This is a genomic window from Streptosporangium sp. DT93, assembly GCF_049844535.1.
GTDB lineage: Bacteria > Actinomycetota > Actinomycetes > Streptosporangiales > Streptosporangiaceae > Streptosporangium.
In genome coordinates this window covers 144,594-170,640 of the sequence record NZ_JBNCLF010000011.1, presented here as the reverse complement: position 1 = coordinate 170,640, position 26,047 = coordinate 144,594, and the positions used below count along the sequence as shown (strand labels likewise).

Below are 26,047 nucleotides of genomic sequence, written 5' to 3'. Positions count from 1 at the left end.
AGCGGGCGGGCGGTGGTCGGTGGGCGGACGGCAGCGGGCGGGCGGTGGTCGGTGGGCGGACGGCAGCGGGCGGGCGGTGGTCGGTGGGCGGACGGCAGCGGGCGGGCGGCGGTCAGCGGTCCACGGCCGTCGCCCCGCCGTCGACGACCAGGTGGGCCCCGGTGACGAAGGACGCCTCGTCGCTCAGCAGGAACCGTACGGCCGCGGCGACCTCGGCGGGGCGGCCCAGGCGGCGCAGGGGCGACTTGGTCCTGAAGGACTCCAGGTAGCCCGGGTCGCCGCCGGTGGCCCGGGCGAGCATCGGGGTGTCGATGTAGCCGGGGCAGACGGCGTTCACCCGGATCGGCACCAGCTCGTGGGCCATCGAGCGGGTCAGGCCGAGCAGGCCGGCCTTGGAGGAGCAGTACGCCGGGATGAACGCCTGCCCGACCAGGCCCTCGATCGAGGAGACGCCGACGACCGCGGCGCCCTCCTGGGCGCGCAGGTCGGGCAGCAGGGCCTTGACCAGCAGGGCGTGCGCGCGCAGGTTGACGTTGAGCACCGCGTCCCAGGCCGCCTCGGTGAGGTCGCCGAGGGCCAGGGGGGCGGCGATCCCGGCCGCGTGCACCAGGCCGCCGATCGACCCCAGGGCCTCGCGGCTCGCGGCGATCGCGGCGGGGAAGGCCGAGGCGTCGGTGACGTCGACGGTCACGGCGACCGTGGTGACCCCGTTCATGGCGACGAACGAGGCGGTCTCCTTGGCGCCTGGCCCGTCCACGTCCCAGATCGCGACCGGGCGCCCGGCCTCGGCCAGGGCCAGCGCGCAGGCCCGCCCGATCCCCGACGCGCCGCCGGTGACGACGACTCCGGTGCCGGTCATGGGGTTCCTCCTCGACTGGTGGTGACCTTCAACGTTAGCTTGGGGACCAATCGGTCGCTAGGTACGCCACGGCCCGCGGGGCACGGGCGTGAGATCGTCGGGCTGGACATCGCTGGACATCGTCAGGCTGGAGGAGGCGCGATGCGTGAACTGTCGGGCAAGGTCGCGGTCGTCACGGGGGCGGGCGGCGGGATCGGGCGGGCGCTCGCGCTGGGCCTGGCCGCGGAGGGCATGACGCTGATGCTCGCCGACGTCGACCCCTCGGCGCTCGCGGAGACCGCCTCGCTGGTGGAGGGGGTGAAGACGCTCACCGAGGTCACCGACGTCTCCGACCCGGTGGCCGTGGAGCACCTGGCCGACCGGACCTTCGGCGAGCTGGGCGCCGTGCACGTGCTCTGCAACAACGCGGGCGTCTTCCAGGGCGGCCGGATCTGGACCAGGGAGCCCGAGGACTTCGCCTGGCTGCTCGGGGTGAACCTGTGGGGGGTGCTGCACGGCATCCGGGCCTTCGTGCCCCGCATGATCGACCAGGACACCGAGGGGCACATCGTCAACACGGTCTCGGTCGCGGGACTGTTCGCCGCGCCGGTCGCGGGGGGCTACTCGGTCTCGAAGTACGCGGCGTTCGCGGCGTCGCAGTCCCTCGCCCAGGATCTCGCGATGGCGGGGTCCAGGCTCCGGGTGACGGCGCTGTGCCCCGGCGGGGTGCGGACCGGCATCAACCGCTCCGAGCGGGTCCGCCCGGAGAACCTGCGGACCGCCGGGCGCACCGAGGACGAGACGGCCTCCAGGGAGATCATCGACGGGCTCCTGGAGCGGGGCATCGACCCGGCCGAGGTGGCGCGCGTGGCCGTGGAGGCCATCCGCGAGGAGCGTTTCCTGGTCTTCACCCACCCCGGCTACGCCGAGGGCCTGCGCGAACAGACCGAGGCCCTCCTGTCGGGGGCGCTGCCCCGCTTTCCCGTCCACGAGTAGGCGTGTCCCCGGCCGTGATCAGGCGTTTCCCCGCCCGTGCGCCGGTGCCCTCCCGCCCGTGCGCCGGTGCCCTCCCCTCCGTGAACGCGTGCCCTTCCGCCCGTGAACGCGCGCTCTCCCGCCCGTGAGCAGGCGTTTTCCCAGCCGTGAGCGGGCGGGCGGGCGGGCGCCGATAGACTGGCGCGACCGCTCTGTTCCCTTCGGGGGTCCTTTTGGGGGTCTTGGTGTCTGAGTTCGACACGGTCCTGGTCGTGGACTTCGGCGCGCAGTACGCGCAGCTGATCGCGCGACGGGTGCGTGAATGCCACGTCTACTCGGAGATCGTCCCCTCGACGATGCCGGTGGAGGAGATGATGGCCAGGAAGCCCAAGGCCATCATCCTGTCCGGCGGCCCGTCGTCGGTGTACGCCGAGGGAGCCCCGGCCGCCCCCGCGGGCCTGTTCGGCACCGGCGTGCCGACGTTCGGCATCTGCTACGGCTTCCAGGTCATGGCCCAGGAGCTCGGCGGCGAGGTGGCCAGGACCGGCACGGCCGAGTACGGCGGCACCGCCCTGGACGTGGGCGAGCACGGCGTGCTCTTCGCCGGGCTGCCCCGGAGCCAGTCGGTCTGGATGTCCCACGGCGACAGCGTCTCGGCCGCCCCCGAGGGGTTCACCGTCACCGCGGCGACCGCCCAGACGCCCGTGGCCGCCTTCGAGCACCCCGAGCTGGGCCTGTACGGCGTCCAGTTCCACCCCGAGGTGCTGCACTCCGAGCACGGCCAGGCCGTGCTCAAGCGCTTCCTCGACGCCGCGGGCTGCCGCCCCTCCTGGACGATGCTCAACATCGTCGAGGACGCGGTCGAGGCGATCCGCGCCCAGATCGGCCCCGAGGGCCGCGCCATCTGCGGCCTGTCGGGAGGCGTCGACTCCGCGGTGGCCGCCGCCATGGTGCAGCGGGCCATCGGTGACCGTCTGACCTGCGTCTTCGTCGACCACGGGCTGCTGCGCAAGGGCGAGGCCGAGCAGGTCGAGCGCGACTTCGTGGCCGTCACCGGCGTCAAGCTCCGGGTGGCCGACGCCCAGGAGCGCTTCCTGAAGGCGCTCGACGGGGTCACCGACCCCGAGGAGAAGCGCAAGATCATCGGCCGTGAGTTCATCAGGGTCTTCGAGGACGAGCAGCGCGCCATCCTGGCCGACGGGCCCGTCGACTTCCTCGTCCAGGGCACCCTCTACCCGGACGTGGTCGAGTCCGGCGGCGGCACCGGCACCGCCAACATCAAGTCCCACCACAACGTCGGCGGCCTCCCCGACGACCTGCGGTTCTCGCTCGTCGAGCCGCTGCGCGCGCTGTTCAAGGACGAGGTCCGCCGGGCGGGCGAGGAGCTGGGCCTGCCCGCCGCGATGGTCTGGCGCCAGCCGTTCCCCGGCCCCGGCCTGGGCATCCGCATCGTCGGCGCGGTCAGCCGCGAGCGCCTGGAGATCCTCCGCGAGGCGGACGCCATCGCCCGCGAGGAGCTCACCCGCGCCGGTCTCGACCGGGACATCTGGCAGTGCCCGGTCGTGCTGCTCGCCGACGTCCGCTCGGTGGGCGTCCAGGGCGACGGCCGCACCTACGGCCACCCGATCGTGCTCCGCCCGGTCTCCAGCGAGGACGCGATGACCGCCGACTGGTCGCGTGTCCCGTACGACGTGCTCGCCCGCATCTCCACCCGCATCACCAACGAGGTCCGCGAGGTCAACCGGGTGGTGCTCGACGTGACCAGCAAGCCGCCGGGCACCATCGAGTGGGAGTGACCCTCCGGTAGGCGGGACCGTGGGCGCGGGCCGCGCCCCGCCGCGTCCCGCCGCGTCCACGGCCCCGCGGGGCCGCGCGTCGCGGACGGCAAGGCTTCGCAAAGTGCCGGGCGGTAGGTTGGGGCGGGTGTCCTCCACCTCCTCGATCGGTGCCGGCGCCGCCCCGGCCTCCGCCGCCCGCCTGGCGTGGCTCGACGCGCTGCGCGGCCTCGGCGCGGTCGCCGTCATGCTGGAGCACCTGCTGCCCTGGTTCATGCCCTCCCTGAGGCCGTACTGGTTCAACCTCGGCATGTACGGCGTCCTGGTCTTCTTCCTGGTCAGCGGCTACATCATCCCGGTGTCGCTGGAGCGGCGCGGCGACGTGCGGGCCTTCTGGATCAGCCGCGTGTTCCGGCTCTACCCGATCTACCTGCTGGTCGTGGCCGGGGTGCTGGTGGCGGCGATCTGGATGCCGGTCCGTGAGCAGGTGCCCAGGGACCTGTCGTCGGTGTCCGCGCACGCCACGATGCTGCTGGACGTGGTGCACCGTGGCGGCCTGGCCGACACCATGTGGACGCTCTCGTACGAGATGGTGTTCTACCTGGTCGTGACCGCGCTGTTCGTCGGCGGGGCGCACCGGGCCAGCGGGACGATCGCGGTGGTATTCGGGACGGTCGCGGTCGTCGCCGGGCTGGTGCTGACCGGGCCGCTGCTGGACGGGCCCTGGCCCGCCTACGTGTCGGGGCCGGTGTTCCTCGCCGGCCTGGCCTGCCTGATCGGCGGCAGGTTCCGCAGGAGCGCCGCCTACGTCCTGGGCGCGATGGCCCTGGTGCTGCTGCTCTTCTCCGGCTTCGTTCCGTGGCTGGGGGCGGTGATCCTCGCGGTGATGTTCGCCGGGACCGCGATCCGCCGCTGGGAGGAGGGGGCGGGAGGGCTCGCCCCGGTCGCCGTGACGGCCGTCCTGGTGGGCGTCGCCCCGATCTGGGCGCCCCAGGCGGGCTGGTGGTGGGTGCAGCCGGGGCCGTGGCTCGTCACCATGGCGATGGCCGGGGCGACGTTCGCCGGGGGGATGGCCCTGCGCGAGCGCCGGCTGCCCCGGTTCCTCGTCTGGCTGGGCCTGGTGAGCTACTCGGTCTACCTGCTGCACCACCCGCTGCTGCGGATCTTCCACGCCGTCGTGGGGGACGTGCGGGCGGCGGGGCCGGCGGTGCAGCTCTCGCTCAGCGCCGTCTTCGTGCTGGCGGTGCTCGGCCTGAGCCTGCTGACCTACCGCTACGTGGAGCTTCCCATGCAGCGTCTTGGCAGGCGGCTGGCCCGCGCGGGGCGTGCGGGAGGCGCGGGGGGTGCCGCCCCCGAGCCGCCGTCCTCGGGTGACGGGGGCTCGGGAGCGGTCCTCGGGGGAGGGGAGCCGGGAGCCGCTCCCGGAGGACGGGACCGGGGGACCGCCCTGGGAGGACGGGACCCGGGAGCCGTGCCGGGAGGACGGGACCCGGGAGCCGTCCTCGGGTGACGGGGGCTCGGGAGCCGTCCTCGGGGGACGCGGATCAGAAACTGTCCTCCGGCGACTGCGCGTAGGCGTCCGGGTCGCCGGTGGGCGAGTCCGAGCTCAGGTCCTTGTCCTTCTCGGAGCCGACCGGGTAGACGTCCCCGGCCACGGTGGCCTTGGCGCCGCGCAGCGAGGAGACCGACACCACGTGGTAGCCCTGCTTCTGCAGCGCGGCCAGCAGCTTCGGCATCACCTTGACGGTCTGCTCGACCCAGTCGTGCATCAGGATGACGCCGTCACGCTTGGCGTTCTTGAGCACCTCGTCGTAGATGGCCTTCTCGTTCCTGGTCGCCCAGTCCCGCGAGCCGCCGTTCCACAGGATGATCGGCATGCCCATCTGCCTGGCGACCGCCGCGACCCGCTCGTCGAGCTCGCCGTAGGGCGGGCGGATCGTCGTCGGGTACTTGCCGGTCACCTTCTTGACGATGTCCTGGGTCGAGGTCAGCTCCTCGCGGATCCTGTCCTCGGACAGTTCCCGCAGGTGCGGGTGGGTGTAGCTGTGGTTGCCGATCTCGTGGCCCTCGACGACCATCCGCTTGGCGAACGCGGGCCGGGACTTCACGTACTGGCCCTCAAGGAAGAACGTCGTCTTGGACTTGTACTTCTTGAAGGTGTCGAGCAGCTTGTCGGCGTACTTGCCGGGACCGTCGTCGAAGGTCAGCGCGATGCACTTGACCTTCGCGCAGTCCACGGGGACGGGCTTGGGGGCGGGCTTGGCCTTGCCCGTCGCCGTGGCCTTGGGCTTCGTTTCCGGCTTGTCCGCGCTCCACGCGGTGGTCGGTACGGAGATCATGGCCAGCGCGCAGGACGCGGCCAGCACCATTCGGGCAGGAGACTTCATGAGGGGAGCTCCGGGTCATATCGACGTCGGTCGAACGGTCATCCTATCGAGACGGCTGAGGCCTTCCGGGGCGGAAGAGTCACGATGTTCTGTGAAACCCCGCCTCGACGGGAGCCGGGACGCCCGGGCGGGCGCTGTCGCGGGCGTGTCGCAAGCTTGGTGATTCCCCTGGTCACGGCTGCGTATAGTCGGCGCGGGCGTTCCGGGCGGGTGCCCGATGATGGGCACCCGCCCGCTGTCGGAACCCGCTGGGAAGACCATGACGATCAGTACGGTGGAGCCGAGCACGGCCGCGGAGCGGCGGCCGGAGAGCCCCGGTTCCCCGGACCCCGGCCGGCGGTTCGCGCTCGCCTGTTACGCGACCGGCCAGCTCGTGCTGCTCGGCTGGTGGCTCGCCTTTCACCCCGGGCTGATGAGCCCCGACTCCGTCACCTACGTCGAGCACGTCACGACGGGTCCCTGGGTGGCCGGGCAGTCGGTCGCCTACGACGCGCTGCTCGGGCTCTGCCTGCGGCTGACCGGGGACGTGTCCGCGGTCACCCTGCTGCAGACGGCCGGGATGGCCGCCGCGCTGGCCCACCTGGCGGGCGCGCTCACGGCCCTGGGACCGCCGGGGCGGTGGCTGCTCGTCGCGGTCGGATGCGCCACGCTGTCGCCGCCGCTCGGCGCGTTCACCGTGGCGATCTGGAAGGACGTGCCGTTCACGATCTGCGCGGTGCTGGCCGCGGGCACCGCGATCAGGCTCGCCTCCGGACCCGCGTCCCGAACGACGCCCGGACCCGCGTCCGGGTCCGTGCTTCGAGCCGCGTCCGGCCGCGGGACCGGACGCGGGGCCGGCACCGCGTCCGGGGTGTCCGGGGTGTCCGGGACCGCGTCCGGGGTAGTGCCCGCGCGGCGGCGGGGTGGATCGCGGCGGCGGCGCAGGCCCGCACGGACCGGGAGGGGAACGATCCGGGACCGGCGTCTCGTGGCCCTCGGTGCCGAACTGGTCGGGCTGGGCCTCTTCCGCCACAACGGTTTCCTGGTCGCGCTGATCGCCGCCGTCCTGCTGGCGCTGCTGCTGCCCGCGGTCCGCCGGTGGCTGGCCGTGGTGGCGGCCGTCTCGGTGACGGTGCCGGCGCTGCTGCTGGGTGCCGGTTATCCGGCGCTGGGGATCGCGCCGCCGTCCCGCACGTTCGCCTACCAGACGGTCTTCGGTGACCTCGCCGTGGCGTACGGGGAACGCCCCGAGCTCTTCGGCCGTGAGGAACGGGCCCTGCTGGAGGCGATCGCCCCGCCCGAGGCGTGGCGGCGGGGCGCGACCTGCCAGACCATGGCGCGGATCTTCTTCGACCCCGCGTTCGGCCACACCGAGGCCGAGCGGCGCATCTCCGACGTCCTGCGGCTCTGGCGGGGGCTGCTGGTCCGCGCGCCCGGCCTGATGCTGGGCACCCGCGTCTGCCGCGCCGCCCTGGCCTGGCAGATCGACTCGACCGCGGGCGAACCCGGCGGCGAGCTCTACCGCTTCTCACCGCACGACCCGCGCCTGCCCGCCGCCTGGGAGGGCACCGGTGTGGACTCGGTGATGCGGCAGCGGCCGTTCCTCCCGGTCCTGCGGACCGCCGGGCTGATCGCGCTGGACGCCTCCACGGTCAGGCAGTTCGAGTGGCTGCTCTGGCGGGCGCCCCTGTGGTGCTACCTCTGCTACGCGGCGGCCGCGCTGGCCCGGCGGCGCACCGGGAGCGGGGCAGCGCTCGCCGGGGCGGCGGTGGTCGCGGGCCAGCAGCTCGGCGTGATCCTCACCAACACCGCCCCGGACTTCCGGTTCATGGTGACGCCGATCCTCGTCGGGATCGTGCTGGTCCCGCTGCTGGCGTGGGAGGCGCGGGCCTTGGTGGCCCGCCGCTGACCCGGGGCGTCCGGGTCAGCCGGGTGCGGGGGACCCGCGCGGTCCTTCAGCGGTCGATCTCGTCGAAGAGCGCCTCCCACCGGTCCAGCACCCGGGGCAGCCGGTACTCGCCCATCCGTTCCCTGCCCCTGGCGCCCATCGCGCGGCGCAGCTCGGCGTCGGACATGAGGCGTTCCAGCGCGCCGGCGAAGCTCCCGGTGTTGCCGGGCTCGGCCAGCACGCCGTTGTCGCCGTCCCGGACCAGGGTCCGCACGCCCGCCGAGGCGTCACTGGCCACGGCGGGCAGGCCGCAGGCGGCGCCCTCGGCCAGGACCAGCCCCCACCCCTCGAAGTCGCTGCTCAGCGTGACGATGGAGGCGTCGAGGTACGCGGACTCGACGTCGGCGACCTGTCCCCTGAAGACGATCCTGTCGCCGAGGCCGGTCTGCCACGCCTGCGCCTCCAGCGCCGCCCGGAGCGGCCCGTCGCCGATGATGTGCAGCTCCCACCGCTCGGCGACGGCGGGGGACGCGGCGGCGAAGGCGTCGATCAGCAGGTCGATCCGCTTCACCCGGACCAGCCGTCCCGCCGAGACGATCCGCGGGTTGCGCAGCGGGGCCGCGCGCTCGGGGAAGATGCCGACCGGGTTCAGCATGGTCCCGCAGTTGGCGAGCCGGTGCCCGGCGAAGGCCGCGGCGTAGTCGTCGCAGAGGAAGAGCGCCTTGTCGAAGTGGGCGTAGTGCTTCTTGATCAGCCTGAGGTTCGGGGAGTCCACCGCCTCGGCGTACGACTGGTGGTACTGGCCGACCTTGGCGATGTGCGGCAGGGGCAGGTCGGCGATCCAGTGGGCGGCCCAGGGGGAGGCGACGACCAGGTAGCCGCGGCGGACCTGGCCGGTCAGCCGCAGCAGCCGCTCCCTGGCGGCCGCCATCTCCCTCGGGGGACGCCGCGGCCTGCCCCTGCGCCACGGGAGCGAGCGGGGGGCCACCTCGGGGGCGGGCGTGTCGTACAGCGTGACGTGCCGGTAGAGGGGGTCGGTGACGTAGGTCTGCGGCTGCCTGGACGGGTTGATGCCGATCAGCGTCACCCGGTGCCCGCGCGCACCCAGGCCCTGGGCCAGGGTGTGGATGACCCGCTGGGAGCCGCCCATCGAGTCGGCGTCGGTGCTCAGGAAGAAGACGTCGCGGGCTCTCATCGCAGGGCCTCCCCGAAGAACGCGTCCACGACCCCGGCGGCGGCCTGCCCGTCGTCGAGGCCGCACCAGCGCTCGCGGAACCGCGCGTAACGCTCGGCGTACGTCTCGGCGATCTCGTCCAGCCGGGCCAGCGCGCCGGCCAGCTCGCCGGTGTCGCGGAGCAGCGGCCCCGGCGCGACGTCGGCCAGGTCGAAGCAGACCCCCCGCTGGGCCGAGGCGTAGCGCTCGTGGTCGTCGACGTAGTAGAGGATCGGCCTGCCCAGGCAGGCGTAGTCGAACATGATCGAGGAGTAGTCCGTCACCAGCACGTCCGAGGCCAGCATCAGGTCGTTGACCTCGGGGTACGCCGAGGCGTCGCGGACGAGGAAACCGAGCGGGTCCGGCACCGTGAAACGGTCGTAGCGGTGCGCCCTGACCAGGATCACCCAGTCCGGCGGGAGCGTCCCGGCGAGGGCGGGCAGGTCCAGCCGGATCGAGTCGCCGCTGAAACGCCCGCCGTCGCGGTAGGTGGGCGCGTACAGGACGACCCTTTTGCCCGCGGGGATCTCGAAGAACTCCCGGACCCGCCGCGCCCGCTCGCGCTGCGCGGGCTCGGCGTGCCGTACCAGCACGTCGTTGCGCGGGTAGCCCGCGTGGAGCAGCTCGCCGTCGAACCCGCTGGCCTCGGCGAAGTCGCGCCGGAAGTCGCGGCCCGGCGTGAGCAGCACGTCCCAGCGCGCCACGGCCTCGGCGTATCTCCTGGCCAGGGCGGGCTGTGCCCGGTGCCGGGGCTCCTCAAGGCCCATCTTCTTGAACACCTGTCCGTGCCAGGTCTGCAGGTAGCGGGTGCCCGCGCGCTTGCGGTAGCAGTAGGGCAGGTTGTGGCTGTCCACCCAGTACCCGGCGCGGGCCAGCGTCCAGGCGTAGCGGAAGGTGTCGCGCCGGACGAGGTCGACGTCCTCGGGGAAGCGCTCGGGAACGCCCGCGTGCGACCAGACCGTCCGGAGCTCGGTGGCCCGCCGTCCCAGCTCCTCGTGGATGTAGCGCGGGTTGCCGGTGTAGTCGCTCCCCTCGGCCGACTCGAACAGCACCAGGTTCCGGTTCACCGGCACGACCGCGCTGAGGAACCGGTAGAAACGGCCCAGGTTGCGGGGGGTGGCGAGGTCGGCGAGCAGGCCGCGCCAGAGCTCGGACGCCTTCGGGAACCGCCTTGCCCGCACCGGGCCGAGCCTGCGGGCGGTGAGGCGGAACGGGACGTCGGGGGACGCCTCCAGGACCAGCCGTCCCTGGCCGACCGCGCCCACGGAGGTGAACGACAGGCCGGGGGAGGCCAGCAGGTGCCTGACGTTGCGGTGCTCGCCCTCGTGCAGCGCGACCGCGACCGCCTGCGGCCGTACGACACCGTCCGGCCAGACCAGGTCGGGCAGGGAGATCGACACCCTCCCCTCCAGGACGCGGGGCGCCCCGTCGGTCCCGTCCGGGACGCCGGATCCGTCCAGGCCGACAGGTCCGTTCAGCGCGCCGGGTCCGTCCGGGACGCCGGGGCGTTCCGGTGCCGTCGTGGCGGGTACCGGCTCGAAGGGGATCGAGGCGATCGTCTTCCGCCTGCCGCCGATGCGCAGCCACGCGGACGTCGTCCGGCCCTCCAGCACCCGGCCGGGATCGTAGGTCCGCACCGTCAGGTCCACCCGGTCCCTGGACGCCTGCAGGTCGACGAGCTCGTGCCGGAGCAGCGCGCCGGCGAACGGCTGCTCGGCCAGGTGCAGCTCGGTGACGTCCAGCTCGCTCCGGCCCTGCTCGTCCGCGGGGGGCGTCGCGCCCCAGAACACCCGCCCGCCGTGCCCGGCGACCTGGCGGGGCGGGATCGACGACCCGCCGCCCAGCTCGACGGCGGCGAGCGCCGCCTCGGCGCCGCGCCGCTCGCGGAGGAGCTGGACGCACACCCGCTCGGCCCGGCTCAGCCGCCGGATCGCGGCCGGCTCCAGCGTGTCCACGTACGGGATGACGAGGTCGGCGAACTCGTCGATCCACCGGGGGGCGCGCATCGGCAGGTCGCCCAGGTAGAGGCGGAGGTCGTGGGAGAGGAAGCGGTAGTCCTTGTCCTGCTTGAGGTCCAGGGAGCGGGTGTCGGCCAGCACGCGGTCGCTCAGCTCGGCGGCCGTGACGCGCTGGCGCACGTTCTCCAGCTCGTGGCGCCGGGAGGAGATCGACCGGGTCGCCGGGGTGGCCGCGAGCAGCCAGCGGTAGACCGGCCACGGCACCAGCGCGAACAGCTTGCTCCGGCAGAACAGCTCCGTGGACCAGACGATGTCCTCGTGGTGGATGTCCTCGTGGAACCGGATGCCGATGCCGTCGAGGAAGGCGCGCCGGTACAGCTTGTCGGTGGCCAGGCAGTTGAAGAGCAGCTCGGGCTCGGCGCGGATGCCCTCCACGGTCCGCCGCTCCTCGAAGAGCTGCGGGTACCAGAGGGTGACGGCGCCGGTCGCCTCGTCGACGCGCTCCACGGCGCCCATGACGAAGTCGGCGTCGGTCCGCTCGGCCTCCAGCAGCAGGCTCTTGCAGGCGTGCCTGGGCAGCTCGTCGTCGCTGTCGAGGAACATCAGGAAGGGCGCGCGGGCGGCGTCCATCCCGGCGTTGCGGGGCGCCCCGCAGCCGCCGCTGTTGGCCGGGAGCCGCACGTAGCGGACCCGGCCGTCCTGTTCGGCGAGCGCTTTGGCCACCGCCGGGGTGTCGTCGCCGGAACAGTCGTCCACGACGATCACTTCGAGGTTCTTGAGCGTCTGGCCGAGAACGGACCGTACGGCCCGGGGTAACCGGGGCGCGTCGTCGTAGGTGATGACGATCACGCTGACGTCGGGGACCGTGGAACGCTGTGTCATGGTGTGCGACTCCAGAGAGGCTGGGAGGAGAGCCTTGATCCGTCCGGCTCCCAGGTGGCGACAGGTGGGCGGGAGCCGGGCGGGGCGTGACGGGACGGCCGGTCCGCCCGGGGGGCCGGGGTCACATCGGGGGTGACCCCGGGTGGTCCCGGGCGGTCCGGATGAAAAAGGTGGAAACCGGCGGGAACGGGTGATGCCGGCGGCTGCGGGGCGGACGGGGCGGTCACGGCCCCGTCCGGTCAGCGGGTCATCGGCGGGCGGTGGAGACCTCCCGCAGGACGGGGGCGTCACGGCCGGAGCCCCCGGCGGGTCCTCCACCGGCGCTCCCTCCGGAGTTCCGGCCGGAGCGCCCGCCGGAGTCCTTGCCGGAGGTCCGGCCGGAGGTGCGGGTCGCGGACTCCTCGTGGTAGTCGGCGTCGACGTTGACCGTCCACACGTCGTGCCGGGCGCCCTCGGCGACGTTCTCCACGGTCAGCATCGCGGTGAGCATGGAGTGGTCCTGGTTGTTGTACCGGTGCATGCCGTTGCGGCCGACGGGGTGGACCCGCGGCCACTCCACGTCGAGGTACTTCCTGATCACCTCCACGTTGCGGGCGTGGCCGGCGTCGTAGACCGGGTAGGCCTTCGGCATCCGCACCACGTATCCCCGCTCGACCGAGCCGGGGGTGACCAGGCCGAGGCGCTCCAGTTCCCGGGTGCCGAACGCGACGAGGTCGTCGTCGGGCATCCGCCACAGGTCGTCGCCCTCGGTGACGAAGTACTCCAGGCCCAGGCAGGTCCGTCCGGCCCGCACCAGGTCCGCCGACCAGGAGCCGTAGTTCTGCACCCGGCCTAGGCGTACCTCGGGGGAGTGGATGTAGATCCAGTTGTCGGGGAAGGAGAACCGCTCGGGGACGACCAGCGCGACGGTGAGGAAGTCGCGGTACCTCAGCCCCGCGGCGGCCTCGGCGACGACGTCGGGCACGTCGGGCCCGAACGCGCGGATCAGGGCGCCGAGCGGCATCGAGGAGATCAGGTCGTCGCAGAGCACCTCACGGACGGTGTCCCCCGGGCCGTGGAGCACGTCCGGCCTGTGGAGCACGTCCGGGCCGCGGGTGCCGGTCGCGTCGTGGACGCCGTCCGGGCCGCGGGTGCCGGTCGCGTCGCGAGAGTCCTCCGAGCGGACGGTGACGGCCAGCCGGTCGCCGTGGCGGCGGATGCGCTCGACCCGGGTGCCCAGGTGCACGGCACCGCCCCGCTCGCGGACCCGCTCGGCGCAGCTCTCCCACATCATGCCCGGCCCCAGCCGGGGGTAGCGGAACTCCTCGATGAGGCTGGTGATCTCCCTGCGCCTGCGGCCGGGCGTCAGCGCGTCGGCGACGGCCCTGCCCAGCGAGAGGTCCCTGATCCGCTGCGCGGCCCAGTCGGCCTGGATGGTGTCGGCCGGTACGCCCCAGACCTTCTCGGTGTAGGTCTTGAAGAAGATCCCGTACAGCCTCCGGCCGAACCTGGCCGTGACCCAGCCCTCGAAGGTGGAGCGGTCGGCGGGCGGCCGGACGCGGGCCAGGACGTAGGAGCCGACGCACCGCACGGCCTCGACGAGGCCGAGGTTGACCAGGGCGTTGGACGCCTTGAGCGGGTAGTCGTAGAAACGGCCCCGGTAGTGGATGCGGCTCATCCTCGGCCGGAGCGGGAAGTCCCGCTCGTCGAGAAGCTCGTGCCAGAGCTCCTCCACCCTGGGCACCTTGGTGAAGAACCGGTGGCCGCCGATGTCGAAGCGCCAGCCGTCGCGTTCCTCGGTACGGCTGATGCCGCCGACCACCCGGTCGGCCTCGAAGACCTCGCACGGGCGTCCTCGCCGGACCAGCTCGTAGGCCGCGGTGAGCCCGGCGGGCCCCGCCCCCACGACGACCGTTGACTCCATGCGTTTCCCCCCGCGAATGCCGTTCGCTGTGATCCCGCCCGTCTCGGTCACCGATCGTGTCGGACGCCCCGGGGGGATCGGGGGGTCATTACGACTTACCAGGACGTGTGCATTCCCAGCCTTGACCGTGCCGTGGGGAAGGCGTTGCCGCGCCACGGGGGGGCCGGCGCCGTGGTCCGTCCGGCCGGGGGCCGGGGACGGTCAAGACTCGGTCAGCTCCGTTCATGGCCGTCCCGTTTCGGGTTCGTCCGCTCCCGCCGCGCGTCCATGCTTCTGACGTGACGTCCGCCTCGGGCTCGGGGCCGCCGGGTGATGCCGGAGGGTGGGCGGGCCTCCGCCGCCGCTCCCGGGCGGCCGTCCGGCCCCCGTCCCCCCGCCGGGGACGTCGTCCACGATGAGTGGATCTTCACCCGCGTGCCGTCTCCGGTGTTCGAGCCGATGGACCGGACCGTGAGCTTTCGACTACCGGAGGACCGACCGTGGCCCCAGTGAGCATCATCGTGCCCATCTACGACGTGGAACCGTACCTTGAGGCGTGCCTGGAGTCGTTGGTCGCGCAGACCTGGGCCGACATCGAGGTCGTCATGGTGGACGACGGCTCCCCGGACTCCAGCGCGGAGATCGCCGGGGCCTTCGCCGCGCGCGACGCGCGGTTCCGGTTGGTCCGGCAGGAGAACGCCGGGCTGGGCACCGCGCGCAACACCGGGGTGCGGCACGCGACGGGCGAGTTCCTCGCGTTCGTCGACAGCGACGACATGCTCCCGCTGACGGCCGTCGAGACGATGGTGTGCAGCCTGACCGGCAGCGGGTCCGATCTCGCGACCGGCAACGTGCTCCGTTTCAGCGGCCAGGGGGTGCGCCAGTCGCCCATGCACAAGGCGATCTTCACCGGCTCGGCCCGGCGGACCCATGTGACCGGCGACCAGGCCCTGCTCAAGGACCGGCTGGTCACCAACAAGCTCTGGCGCCGCTCCTTCTGGGACGAGCACGGCATGAGCTTCCCCGAGGGGGTCCTGTGGGAGGACATCGCGGTCTCCCTGCCCGCGCACTTCCTGGCCGCGGCGGTGGACGTGATCGCCACCCCGGTCTACCTCTGGCGCGAGCGCGAGGGGGAGAACGTCTCGATCACCCAGAACCGGGGACACGTCAAGGGGATCGAGGACCGGTTCGCCGCGGTCGGCTCGGTGCGGAGCTTCCTGGCCGGCACCGGCAGGACCGCGCACCTGGCGGCATGGGACCGGATGGTCCTCGACGGCGACCTGCCGAACTTCCTGCAGGTCTTCGACCAGGCCGACGAGGCGTTCCGGAACCGCTTCCTGGACCTGGCGTGCGCCTACCTGGAGCAGGCGGGGCCGAAGGTCCTCTCGCTCGTCCCGGCGCAGCGGCGGGTGAAGTGGGCCCTGGTCCGCGAGCGCCGCCTGGAGGAGCTCGTCCAGGTGCTGGAGTGGGACAGGACCGTCAAGCCGACCGCCCGCGTCGTCGGCGGCGGGGTGCGCGGCTACCACCTCAACAGCCCCGTGCAGGTTCCGCGATCCCTCACCCGGATGCGCGAGGAGCTGGACCTGCGCCAGCGGGTGGACACCATGGACTGGAAGGGCGACGCCCTGGTCGTCGACGGCCGGGTGTCGGTGCGCTACCTGCGGACCCGCAGGCGGATGCAGCAGCACGTCTTCGCCTGGCTGGTCCCCGAGGGGCCGGGGCGCAGGGTGCGGCTCCCGGTGACGGCCCGGCGGAGCCTGTCGCTGGTGGACACCGGCCCGCGCAGGCGCAAGGACTGGTGCGGCTTCCGGCTGTCGATCGACCCGGACCGGCTCCCGGCCGGTTCGACCTGGCGGATCGAGCTGCGCGTGCTCTCCCGGGGCCTGCTGAGGCAGGGGGCGCTGGGGCAGCCGAGCCCGGCCGCGCGGCGGCTGGAGTTCTCCGAGCGCGACTCCGGGACCGTCGCCTGGACGGAGTGGACGGCCGGGGAGGAGTTCCGCCTCCGGGTGGAACGGCCGGGCGGGCGGGTCACCGGGCACCGGGTGGCCGAGGGTCTGCTGCGGATCACCGGCCGGTGCGGGCCCGGCCTCGGCACCGGCGCGAGCACCGGCTCCACCGACGGTCCGCGCAAAGGCTTCGCCGAAGGCTCGGGCAACGGCTCCGTCGCCGATCCGGGCACCGGCCCGGGGGCCGCGCCGGTGCCCGGATCGGTGTCCGCGTCTGTGCCCGGGCCGGTGTCCGGGCCGGTGCTCCGGCTGACCCGGCCCCAGGGGGGCCGCGAGCGGCGCTACCCGATGACCGTCGTCGGCGACGACTTCGAGGCGGTGATCGCGCTGGACGACGTGCTCTCGGAACGCTGGCCCGCCCTCGACCCGGCGAGCCTGGAGATGAGCGCGCTGCACCCCGGCGCCGAGTGGCACTTCGACGTCGTCCCCGCCGGCGGCCCGGCCCGGCCGCTGATCGTCGACGCCGCCGTGGAGCGCGGCCTGTACCGGCTCCGCGGGCGCGACGTGGTGCTGGACCGGTCGCAGCGGGGCGGGTTCGTGCTGCGCGAGCAGCGGCCCACCTTCTACGTGGAGCGGGTGGAGTGGGACGAACACGGGCACCTGCGGCTGACCGGGGCGCCGATGCGGCCGATCGACGGCCCGGCCTGGCTGGTCGTCACCTCCCGCAGCCGGTTCACCGAGCGGTTGTTCCCGCTGGTCGACGGCACGGTCACGGTGACGCCCGAGGGGAGCGAAACGCTCGCCGGGTGGCTGCCGCTGCCCGCGGGCACGCACGGCTTCTCGGTCCGTACGGCCCTCGGCGACATGCGGGTGGAGTTCCGCCCGTCCGCGCCGCTGGAGCACATCTCGGCCACCCGGACGTTCACCTTCGAGACCGACGTCATGGCCGAGGCCGTGTTCACCGTCGGCGACGACCTGCGCGCCTCGGGCAGGCCCAAGCAGCAGCGGCTGCTGCGCGAGGACTTCTACCCCGCGCGCCGCGCGGAACCGCTCCGGCCCGCCGTCCTGTTCGACAGCTTCGGCGGCAGGCAGTTCTCCGACAACCCCAGGGCGATCTACGAGGAACTGCGCGGGCGCGGCTCGGACCTGGAGTTCATGTGGCTCGTCCGCGACGGGCAGGTGGAGGTGCCCGAGGGGGTGGTGCCGGTCCGCCGCTACGGGCGCGAGTTCTACGAGGCGCTGGCCCGCTGCCGCTACGTCGTCACCAACAGCGACCTGCCCACCTGGTTCGAGCGCAGGCCCGGGCAGACCGTGCTGCAGACCTGGCGGGGCACGCCGCTCAAGCGCGTCGGCTTCGACGTGGAGAAGGTGCCGTTCGCCAGGCCCGACCACCACGAGCGGCTGGCCAGGACCGTCGCCCAGTGGAGCCACCTGATCTCGCCGGGTCCCTGGTGCAGCTCGATCCTGGACAGCGCCCTGCGCTTCGAGGGGGAGATCCTGGAGATCGGCTCCCCCCGCGACGACCTGCTGATCCGCGGCGGGCCCGGGAAGGTCGCCGAGCGGGCGGCGCGGGTCCGCGACCGGCTCGGTCTGCCCGAGGGCAGGAAGGTCGTCCTGTACACCCCGACCTGGCGGGACGACAAGTTCTACAGCCGGGGACGCTACCGGCTCGACCTGCACCTGGACCTGCAGCGGATGGCCGACGAGCTGGGCGGGGAGTACGTGTTCCTGCTGCGCAGGCACCCGACCGTGACCGACCGGGTGCCGCGCGCCGGCGCCGACTTCGTCCGCGACGTCTCGGTGTACCCCGACGTCCAGGAGCTCTACCTGGTCGCGGACATGCTGGTCACGGACTACTCGTCGGCGATGTTCGACTTCGCGGTGACGGGCCGGCCGCTGCTGTTCCACACCTACGACCTGGAGCGCTACCGCGACGAGGTACGCGGCTTCTACATCGACTTCGAGGCCGAGGCTCCCGGCCCGCTGACGCGCACCACCGAGGAGCTGATCGCGGCCGTGCGCGACGCCGACGACGTCCACGCCAAGTACCGCAGGGCGTACGAGGCGTTCACCGCCAGGTTCTGCCCGCTGGAGGACGGTCACGCGGCCGCGCGGGCCGTGGACCGGGTGTTCCGCTAGCGGCGCGGTTCCGAAGGCCGGGGAGCCCTCTCCCCGGCCTTTCGCGCCTTCAAAGCGGCCGATCGATCTGGCGGGGGCCGGTCAAGAACTGGCATGGAGATCTTCTAGTAGTTACAGAGCGTAGACGACAGGAGACATGGCGTGGCCATGCTGGAACGTATGAGGGCCTATTCGTTGGACGACGTTCACGCGACCCGGAAACGAAAAGACTCCTGGTGGACCGTTTTCCTGGTCGACCCGGTGGCGTGCAGGCTCACCCTGCTCGTCGCCAACCACACGTCCGTCACCCCGAACGGTCTCACCCGCCTCTCCCTGATCCTCGGCATGTGCTCGGCGATCTGTTTCGCGGGTGGCCGGCTGGCCGCGGGGGCCGTGCTGTTCTACGTGAGCTTCGCGGTCGACTGCATGGACGGGAAGATAGCCCGCCTGAAGGGGACCGGCACCGCGTTCGGCCTCTGGCTCGACTACGTGGGCGACCGGATCAGGGTGGTCTGCTGCGCCGCCGGTCTCGCCTCCGGGCAGTACGCCGTCACCGGTGACGTCTCCTACGTCCTGATGGGCGCCGGGGTGGCGGTGCTCGACCTGTTCCGCTACGTGAACGCGCCGCAGATGAAGCGGGTGCGCGAGACGGTCAGGGAGAACCGGCTCGGCCACCTGGCGGCCGTCTCCTCCGTCGAGGCGGGGACCGGTGGCCGTGGCGGGCACACCGGGCGCGGGGGGGACGCCGAGGTCGTCATGCTCCGCGAGCCCGTCACCCCGCGCGAGCCCGTCATGCCCCGTGAACCGATCACCCCGCGCGAGCCGCTCACGCCGCGCGAACCGATCGTCCCGCGCGAGCCCGTGACGCCGCAGGCGCCGCCGGTGCCGCGGGCGGGCAGGCGGCCCAGGCTGCCCCGCCGGGTCGGGCGCCTGCTGGCCCGCCACCGGGTGCGCACCCACCTGATCAGCGGCATCGAGTTCCACGCCGCGGTGTTCGTGGTCGCCCCGCTGATCGGCACGGCCGCGCTGGTGCCCGTCGCGGTCGGCGCGGGAGCGCTGCTCCTGCTGAACGAGGTCTTCTTGATCTACCGAATGTGGCTCTTCGCCCGGGTGGCGCCCGTCGTGCCGCTCGTGGAGAAGGCGCCGCGCGTATCTGTTTGACCAAAGCGTTACGGGGGTTCGTTGTCATGCAGTCCGACCGCCCGATCTTCGTGATCGGTTGTCCGCGTTCCGGCACCACCATGTTGCAGCTCATGCTGCACTCGCATCCGCGCATCGCGGTGCCGCCGGAGACCCGGTTCGTGGTGCCCGGTTACTACCGCAGGTTCTCCTTCGGCGACCTGCGCGAGGAGCGCAACCGGCGCAGGGTCGGCCGGTGGATCGTGGGCGACAAGGACACCAAGTTCAAGGAGCTCAAGCTCGACGGGGAGAAGCTGATCGAGGACATCGTCGCCGGCCCGCCGACGCTGGGGTCCGCGATGGGCATCACCTTCCGCTCCTACGCCGAGCGGTACGACAAGAGCCGCTGGGGCGACAAGCGGCCCAGCTACTACCACCACGTCGACCTGCTGATGCGGCTCTTCCCCGACGCCCAGTTCGTGCACCTGATCAGGGACGGCCGCGACTGCGTGGCGTCGCTGAAGGAGATGCCCTGGTACACCAAGGACGTCTTCCACGCGGTGGTCAACTGGAGCGAGGCGATCGACTTCGGGCGCCGGCACGCCAAGAGGCTCCCCGCCGACAGCTACCACGAGCTGCGCTACGAGGACCTGACGGCCTCCCCGGAGGCCGAGCTGAGCAAACTGTGCGACTTCCTCGGCGAGGACTACGACCCGGCGATGACCGAGCCGTACCACGTGGCCAGGGTGGCGATCCCGCAGCACAAGGTCTGGCACAGCAACACCCACGGCGACGTCACCACCTCCAGGGCGGGCTCGTGGAAGGCCCGGCTGGAGCCCTGGGAGATCTCGGTGTGCGAGACCGTCCTGGCCGAACGGCTGACCGCCAACGGCTACGAGCTCAGCGGCGCGCCCAAGGCGGGCAAGGCCCACGTCGAGGCGTGCGAGAAGGCCGCCTCCAAGCGACGCTGGGCGCGCAGGCGCAAGGAGCTGCGCGACCGCGTCAACCGGCTGCGCGAGCCGAGCCCGGTGGCGGCGCGGCTCACCAGCCGGCAGCTCGGCGAGCTGGCGAAGGTCTGATCATGAAGCCCGACCGCCCGATCTTCATCCTGGGCTGTCCCCGCTCGGGGACGACGATGCTGCAGCTCATGCTGCACGCCCACCCGCGCGTCGCGATCCCGCCGGAGACCCGCTTCATGGTCTCCGCGTACCAGCGCAGGCTCCGGTTCGGGGACCTGGAGGACGCCGAGCACAGGCGCGAGCTGGCCGAGTGGGTGGTCGACCGGCCCCAGACCCGTTTCCACGAGCTGAACCTGGACCGCGACGAGGTGCTCGGGCAGATCGTGGCGGGGCCGCCGACCCTGGGCTCGGCGCTGGGCGCCGTGCTGCGCGCCTACGCGGCGGGGCACGGCAAGCCCCGCTGGGGCGACAAGCGGCCCTCCTACTTCCAGTACACCGACGTGCTGCTGCGGCTCTTCCCCGACGCCCAGTTCGTGCACCTGATCAGGGACGGCCGCGACTGCGTGGCGTCGCTGAAGGAGATGCCCTGGTACAACGGGAGCCTCAACAGCGCGGTCTCCGCGTGGGCCGAGGCGATCGACTTCGCCCGGCACGGCGCGCCGAAGCTCCCCGGCGGCAGCTACCACGAGGTGCGCTACGAGGACCTCACCGCCGACCCCGAGGCCCACCTGCGCAGACTGTGCGAGTTCCTCGGGGAGGAGTTCGACCCGGCCATGTGCGACCCGGCCGCGATGGCCGACGTCGCCGTGCCCGCGCGCAAGACCTGGCACGCGCTCACCCACCGCGAGGTGACCACCGCCCGGGCCGGCTCCTGGCGCGAGCGGCTCGACGCCGGCGAGATCTCGCTCTGCGAGAGCGTGCTCGCCGACCGCCTGGAGACCTACGGCTACGAGCTCACCGGCGCGCCGAAGGCGGAGACGTCGCGGATCGTCGGCTACGAGAGGACCGCGGCCAAGCGGAAGCTGGCCCGGGTCAAGCGGGTCACGTTCGACCGGCTGATCCGGCTCCGCGAGCCGAACCCGCTGGCGGCGCGGCTCACCGCGGCTCAGATCGTGCTGGCCGGGGTGCCGATGCCACGCACCGAACCTGCGACGGTCAGCGGCTGACCTCGCCGAGCGGCGCCGGGGACGACCGGGGACCGGCCTCCCCGGACGGCCCGGCGGCGGTCAGCGGGTGACCTCGTCGAACAGGGTCTCCCACCGGTCCAGCACCCGGTCCGGCCGGAACGCCTCGACGTGCGCGCGGGCGGCGGCGCCCAGCCGCCGCCGCCTTTCGGCCGAGGTCATCAGCCCGGCCAGCGCGTCCGCCAGCGCGCCGACGTCGGTCGGGGGCACCAGCAGCCCGGTCTCCCCGTCGCGGATGAGCGACCTGAGCCCGCCCGACACGTCGAACGCCACCGCGGGCACCCCGTGGGAGGCGGCCTCGCCGACCACCAGCGGCAGCCCCTCGTGGTCGCTGGACAGGGCCAGCACCGAACCGCCCAGGTACTCCCGTCCCATCAGGGCCGCCGGCACCGGGCCGCGGAACACCACCCCGTCGCTCACCTCGCACGCCGCGGCGTGCGAGCGGAGCCGTTCCAGCTCGGGGCCCTCGCCGATCAGGTGCAGCTCCCAGCCCTCGTCCACCCGCCCGCGTGCCCGCGCGAAGGCGGAGATCAGCCGGTCGAACCGCTTCACGCCCCCCAGCCTGCCGATCCCGAGCACCCGGCGGGCGCTCAGGTCCGCGGTCCGCGACGGCCAGGCCGGCAGCGGGTTCGGGATGGACCAGGTGTTGGGCAGCAGCGCGTGCTCGGAGAACAGCCAGGCGTCCTCCTCGGTGAGGAAGACCGCCTTCTCCAGGGTGCCGTAGTTGCCGCGGACCGAGCGCAGGTGCCACGACCCCCGCGCGTGCTCGTACGACCCGTGGTACTGGCCGATCGGCAGCAGCCGCTCGGGCAGCAGCCGCCCGATCCGGGTGACCACGCTGGGCGAGGCCAGCACGGCGAACCCCGGCCCCACGTCGCGCAGCAGCCGTTCCAGGGTCCGCTGCTCGTGCCGGGTGGCCGGCCCCGAGAGCCGCCCCACCGGCGCGCGGTGGATCACGTGAGCGGTGTAGCGCGGCCGTTCCACGTACCGGAACGGGCTCTCGGCCCGGTGCAGCCCGATCACGTGCACCTCGCGGCCCCGCTCGGCCAGTCCCTGGGCCACGGTGTGGGTGACCCGCTGCACGCCGCCCAGGGTGTCGGCGTCCAGGCAGGCGAACACGACGGCACCCCCGCCGCTCCCACCACCTCGCGTGTCCCGGTTCACCGGAACCATCCCGGCATCGGGAGCCTCACCGGCCGCCGCCACCCGGGCCGGCCCGCCGTGCCCGCGGCGTTCGCAGCAGGTCGTTCCCGTCCGGCCCCGGCCGGCGGTTCCGGTACGGGAACCGGCCCGGCGGTCTCCCGGCGTGCCCTCCTCGGCGCGGGCCGGACGCCCCGTCCCTGCCCGCGTGCGGGGAAGGGGCCGAAGAAGTCGTCCACCACCCTCGCCGCGGCGTGCCCCCTCTCGTCGGCGCACCACAGCTCCTGGAACGCCCGGTAGCGGTCGGCGAACGACGCGGACACGCCCTCCAGGTCCCGCAGGACCTCGATCAGCTCCCCGGTCGTGGTCAGGCAGGGGCCCGGGGCGATGGCCGGCAGGTCGTGGTAGACCCCGCGCTCCATCCGGCGGTACTCGTCCCAGTCGTCGACGAGGAACAGCATCGGCCTCCCGGTGACCGCGTAGTCGCACATCAGCGACGAGTAGTCGGTCAGCAGCGCGTCCGAGAGCAGCATCAGGTCGTTGACCTCCGGGTACGACCCCGCCGAACGGACGAAGTGGCGCAGGTGCTCGGGCACCCGGAACCGCTCGACCGGGTGGGTGCGCAGCACCATCGTCCACTCCCCGGCCAGGGCCTCGGCCATCGCGGTCAGGTCCGCCCGGACCGACCGGCCCGAGCCCTTGGCCCGGTCGCGGTAGGTGGGGGCGTACAGCAGCACTTTGGAGCCGGGCGGGATCTCCAGGCGTTCCCGCGCCCGTCCGGCCGCCGCGGGGTCGCCGTGCACGAGCACGTCGCACCGGGGCGAGCCGTGGCGCAGCAGCGGCCCCAGGTAGCCGTTGGAGGGCACGAAGACCCGCTCGAACTCGGCGCTGGGCGAGACCAGCGCGTCCCAGCGTTCCACCGCCGCCCGCCAGGTCGTCCTGGGACCGTCGAAGTCGGCACGCAGGTCGGGCGCGTCGAAGCCGACCGACTTGATGCCCTGCCCGTGCCAGGTCTGCAGGTAGCGGGTGCCGGACGGCTTGGGGTAGGCCAGCGGCATGCCGTGGCTGTCGACCCAGTGGCCGGCCCTGGCCATGGTCCAGACGTGGCGCCAGCTCATCCGGCGCACCAGCCGGGTGCCGGGCGGGAAGTTCCGCCGGTTCCTGGCCACCGACCAGACCGCCTTCAGCGGCGTGTCCCGCCGCGCGAGCTCCTCGTACACGTAGCGGGGGTTGCCGGTGTAGCCGGCGCCGACGTCGGCCTCGAACAGGACCAGGTTCCCGCGCGGTGGCAGCACCGAGATCAGCCCCTTGTAGACGCGGAGCTTCACCTCGGGCGTGCCGATCCTGCGCAGCAGCCGGCCGGCGGCCCGCCGCAGCCGCGGGAGCCGCCGCAGCGGTCCCCGGCGGCGCCAGACCACCCGCAGGACGGCGGCGGCGCCCTCGGCCCTGACGGTGACGTCGTGGTGGGGGACCGTGGCCCGGAACGGCTCGGCCGAGGGGTCGACGAGCAGCCGGTCGGAGGTGACCCTCCCGTCGGGACGGACGATCTCGACCACCGGGTCGTAGCGGCCGTCGAACCCCAGGCGGCCGTGCCGGAGACCGGCGAGGTCGACCGCCGCCTCGCTCAGGAGCTCGCCGCCGGGCTGCGCGCGCGGCGTCAGCCGTACCCGGTGGTCCCTGAACCGCAGGAACGCGGTCCAGCCGGGGGTGGCGTCCAGGACGCCGAACGGGTCGTAGGTCCTGATCGACAGCCTGATCACCGTGCCCTCGCCGGTGACGACCGCCTCGTGGCGCAGCCGGGAGGCGGTGTAGGGCAGCTCGGCCAGCCGGAGCGGGGTGATCTCCCGCCTCGGGTCGGCCTCCGTGCCCCAGTAGGTGTGCCCGTCCCGCCGCAGGGCGGCGCGCGGCGGCGCCTTGGGCCCGTTCAGCGACCGGGCGGCGACCAGCAGCTCGTCGGGCCGTCCGTCGGTGACGAAGCTGCAGCAGACCCGCATGAGCGGGTCCATCGTCTCGAACACCACCGGGTCGAGCTCGGCCAGGTAGGGGCGGACCACCGCGACGAACTCGGAGATCCACGCCTGGTCGCGGGCGGGCAGCGGGTTGAGGTAGACCCGCAGGTCCTGGCGGACGAAGCGGCGCTGCCGCTCGTGAACCAGGTGGCCGAGGCCGTTCTCGCGCAGGATGTCGTCGCTCATCCGGGCCGCCTGGATCCGGGAGCGGACGTTGGCCATCTCGGTCAGGCTCAGCGAGATCGACGGCCGCGTCTCGCCCCCGGCGGTGGCCCGGTGCCAGAGGTAGACCACCCAGGGGACCACGGCGAACCGCCGCGCCGCGCAGTACAGGGCGGTGCTGAAGACGTGGTCCTCGTAGTGGATGTCCTCGGGGAACGGCACCCGGTGCAGCAGCTCGGCCCGGTAGAGCTTGTTGGTGCTGAAGGAGTCCAGGAACATCTCGGGCTCCTGGGCGATCCCCTCGACGGTCCTGCGCCGGGCGAACAGGGCGGGGTAGTAGCGGGCGGTCTTGCCGGTCCGCTCGTACAGCCGGGAGATCTGCCCGGTGACGAAGTCGGCGCCGGTCCGCTCGATCTCCAGCAGCAGGCTCTTGCAGGCGTGCCGGGTCAGCTCGTCGTCGCTGTCGAGGAACATCACGTACGGCGCCCGCGCGGAGGCCACGCCCCTGTTGCGGGGGGTGCCGCACCCGCCGCTGTTGACCTCGGTGCGCAGGTAGCGCACCCGGGAGTCCTCGCGCTGCAACGCGCGGGCCACGGGCTCGGTGCCGTCGGTGCTGGCGTCGTCGACGACGATCACCTCGACACCGCGCAACGACTGCCGGAGCACGGATCGTACGGCCCTGGGCAGCCGGGTGGCGTCGTTGTAGGTGATGACCACAACGCTGCATTCAGGGATATTGATCACATTCTGAGGTATTCCCGAGAAAAGTGATTACTCGTCCCTCTTGTGCAGTGATGACACTGTTTTTGGCGTTGTGTGGCACTGTCCGGGCGAGCCGACTCCCGGCCCGGCTCCCGAGCCGCTCGCCACGTCCGTCGATCCCGGTCCGGGCACAGGCGTTCAAACCTCCCCTGCATGTGAACACTTACATGCCAAGTGTTCATACAGCCACCCGGTGTGAACTCCGCCGAACACGTCTTCCGAGCCCGGGGAGCGGCGCGTGAGCCGTACGGAAGATCCTCTTCGGCCTTTCAGGGGCTGTCCGTCGAGGAGCCGGGAGGGGTAGGCGGCGTGGCCTCCGTGAGCGGGAGACCGTCCTGGAGGTACGCGGTCCGCCCCGTACGGCGGGCCGACACGCAGGCCCGCAGCCGGTGTGCCCGCTCCGGGGGCAGGAAGGCGTCCGCGTCCGCCGGGTCCACCGTCCGCCACTCGCTGAGTTCCTCCGGCGGCAGCCGGATCGCTGCGAGTTCCCGCTCGTCGAGGACCCCGCCGTCGAAGAGCATCCGGAACCCGCCGGGCCGCCCGTCACGAGGGCGGGTCCAGTCCGCGCACAACAGCACGGCGACCGGGGGCGAGAGGACCGGCCCGAGCTCCTCGACGGCCTCCCTCGCGGCGGCCTCCCACGGCGTCTCGTCCTCCTCGACCGTTCCCCCGGGGAACTCCCACCCTTCCTTGTACGTCGGCCGGACGAGAAGGACCCGGCCGGCCTCGTCCGTGACGAACAACCCGGCCGCCGTGGGATGGCGGGCAAGGCCGCGGAAGTAGTCCTCGACGCTCATGGACCGACCGTAACGGAGGGCGCCGGGAACACGGGGTGGTTCGGTACCGGCCCAGCACCGGTTCGGGGTCTGTT

At 73.0% G+C, this 26,047-nt stretch carries 16 protein-coding genes; 8 read left to right on the top strand and 8 right to left on the bottom strand.

Features of this window, described 5'->3' with window-relative positions; translation table 11 throughout:
- Positions 1-112: 112 nt before the first annotated feature.
- Positions 113-859: an SDR family NAD(P)-dependent oxidoreductase gene (locus ACLQ2R_RS23535; protein WP_425962618.1), complete on the bottom strand. Its 747-nt coding sequence runs from the start codon at positions 857-859 to the stop codon at positions 113-115.
- Positions 860-1,000: 141 nt separating this feature from the next.
- On the opposite strand from ACLQ2R_RS23535, the gene ACLQ2R_RS23530 reads away from it, so the two are divergent.
- The 3 genes from ACLQ2R_RS23530 (at position 1,001) to ACLQ2R_RS23520 (ending at position 5,098) form a co-directional block, all read left to right on the top strand.
- Positions 1,001-1,834 (top strand): SDR family NAD(P)-dependent oxidoreductase, encoded by an 834-nt coding sequence (locus ACLQ2R_RS23530; RefSeq protein WP_425962616.1) that lies wholly within the window; start codon positions 1,001-1,003, stop codon positions 1,832-1,834.
- Between the two features lie 212 nt (positions 1,835-2,046).
- Entirely contained in the window at positions 2,047-3,609 is a 1,563-nt protein-coding gene (gene guaA, locus ACLQ2R_RS23525; RefSeq protein ID WP_425962614.1) for a glutamine-hydrolyzing GMP synthase, read from the top strand.
- Positions 3,610-3,736: 127 nt separating this feature from the next.
- On the top strand, positions 3,737-5,098 hold the full coding sequence (locus ACLQ2R_RS23520) for an acyltransferase family protein (RefSeq protein WP_425962612.1): 1,362 nt from the start codon (positions 3,737-3,739) through the stop codon (positions 5,096-5,098).
- A 34-nt stretch (positions 5,099-5,132) separates the two neighbouring features.
- On the opposite strand, the gene ACLQ2R_RS23515 is transcribed toward ACLQ2R_RS23520, so the two are convergent.
- Positions 5,133-5,975, bottom strand: a complete 843-nt coding sequence (locus tag ACLQ2R_RS23515; protein WP_425962610.1) for a polysaccharide deacetylase family protein — start codon at positions 5,973-5,975, stop codon at positions 5,133-5,135.
- A 259-nt stretch (positions 5,976-6,234) separates the two neighbouring features.
- On the opposite strand from ACLQ2R_RS23515, the gene ACLQ2R_RS23510 reads away from it, so the two are divergent.
- Positions 6,235-7,863 carry a hypothetical protein gene (locus tag ACLQ2R_RS23510; protein WP_425962608.1) on the top strand — a complete coding sequence of 543 codons (1,629 nt, stop codon included), beginning with the start codon at positions 6,235-6,237 and terminating at the stop codon, positions 7,861-7,863.
- 46 nt (positions 7,864-7,909) lie between these two features.
- Here ACLQ2R_RS23510 and ACLQ2R_RS23505 read toward each other — a convergent pair whose 3' ends face one another.
- The 3 genes from ACLQ2R_RS23505 to ACLQ2R_RS23495 all read right to left on the bottom strand — a co-directional run bounded on the left by ACLQ2R_RS23505 (position 7,910) and on the right by ACLQ2R_RS23495 (position 13,798).
- On the bottom strand, positions 7,910-9,037 hold the full coding sequence (locus ACLQ2R_RS23505; protein WP_425962606.1) for a glycosyltransferase: 1,128 nt from the start codon (positions 9,035-9,037) through the stop codon (positions 7,910-7,912).
- The gene (locus tag ACLQ2R_RS23500; RefSeq protein ID WP_425962604.1) at positions 9,034-11,895 is read right to left on the bottom strand and encodes a CDP-glycerol:glycerophosphate glycerophosphotransferase; all 2,862 of its coding nucleotides are present in this window, start codon (positions 11,893-11,895) and stop codon (positions 9,034-9,036) included. The genes ACLQ2R_RS23505 and ACLQ2R_RS23500 overlap by 4 nt, the downstream gene beginning before the upstream one ends.
- A gap of 247 nt (positions 11,896-12,142) precedes the next feature.
- Positions 12,143-13,798 carry an NAD(P)/FAD-dependent oxidoreductase gene (locus tag ACLQ2R_RS23495; protein WP_425962602.1) on the bottom strand — a complete coding sequence of 552 codons (1,656 nt, stop codon included), beginning with the start codon at positions 13,796-13,798 and terminating at the stop codon, positions 12,143-12,145.
- Between the two features lie 488 nt (positions 13,799-14,286).
- Here ACLQ2R_RS23495 and ACLQ2R_RS23490 point away from each other — a divergent pair, with 488 nt between their 5' ends.
- The 4 genes from ACLQ2R_RS23490 to ACLQ2R_RS23475 all read left to right on the top strand — a co-directional run bounded on the left by ACLQ2R_RS23490 (position 14,287) and on the right by ACLQ2R_RS23475 (position 21,085).
- Positions 14,287-17,862: a CDP-glycerol glycerophosphotransferase family protein gene (locus ACLQ2R_RS23490; RefSeq protein WP_425962600.1), complete on the top strand. Its 3,576-nt coding sequence runs from the start codon at positions 14,287-14,289 to the stop codon at positions 17,860-17,862.
- Between the two features lie 159 nt (positions 17,863-18,021).
- Positions 18,022-19,002, top strand: coding sequence for a CDP-alcohol phosphatidyltransferase family protein (locus tag ACLQ2R_RS23485; RefSeq protein ID WP_425962598.1), 981 nt, complete (start codon positions 18,022-18,024; stop codon positions 19,000-19,002).
- A 26-nt stretch (positions 19,003-19,028) separates the two neighbouring features.
- Positions 19,029-20,039 carry a sulfotransferase family protein gene (locus tag ACLQ2R_RS23480; protein WP_425962596.1) on the top strand — a complete coding sequence of 337 codons (1,011 nt, stop codon included), beginning with the start codon at positions 19,029-19,031 and terminating at the stop codon, positions 20,037-20,039.
- 2 nt (positions 20,040-20,041) lie between these two features.
- Complete coding sequence (locus ACLQ2R_RS23475) at positions 20,042-21,085, top strand: sulfotransferase family protein (RefSeq protein WP_425962594.1); 1,044 nt, start codon at positions 20,042-20,044, stop codon at positions 21,083-21,085.
- A gap of 60 nt (positions 21,086-21,145) precedes the next feature.
- On the opposite strand, the gene ACLQ2R_RS23470 is transcribed toward ACLQ2R_RS23475, so the two are convergent.
- From ACLQ2R_RS23470 to ACLQ2R_RS23460, 3 genes are all read right to left on the bottom strand, one after another.
- Entirely contained in the window at positions 21,146-22,267 is a 1,122-nt protein-coding gene (locus tag ACLQ2R_RS23470; RefSeq protein WP_425962592.1) for a glycosyltransferase, read from the bottom strand.
- A complete protein-coding gene (locus tag ACLQ2R_RS23465) occupies positions 22,264-25,158 on the bottom strand; it encodes a bifunctional glycosyltransferase/CDP-glycerol:glycerophosphate glycerophosphotransferase (protein ID WP_425962590.1) in 2,895 nt (964 codons plus the stop codon). Before ACLQ2R_RS23465 ends, ACLQ2R_RS23470 begins: the two co-directional genes overlap by 4 nt.
- A gap of 287 nt (positions 25,159-25,445) precedes the next feature.
- Positions 25,446-25,973 carry an NUDIX domain-containing protein gene (locus tag ACLQ2R_RS23460; RefSeq protein ID WP_425962588.1) on the bottom strand — a complete coding sequence of 176 codons (528 nt, stop codon included), beginning with the start codon at positions 25,971-25,973 and terminating at the stop codon, positions 25,446-25,448.
- Between the last annotated feature and the right edge of the window lie 74 nt (positions 25,974-26,047).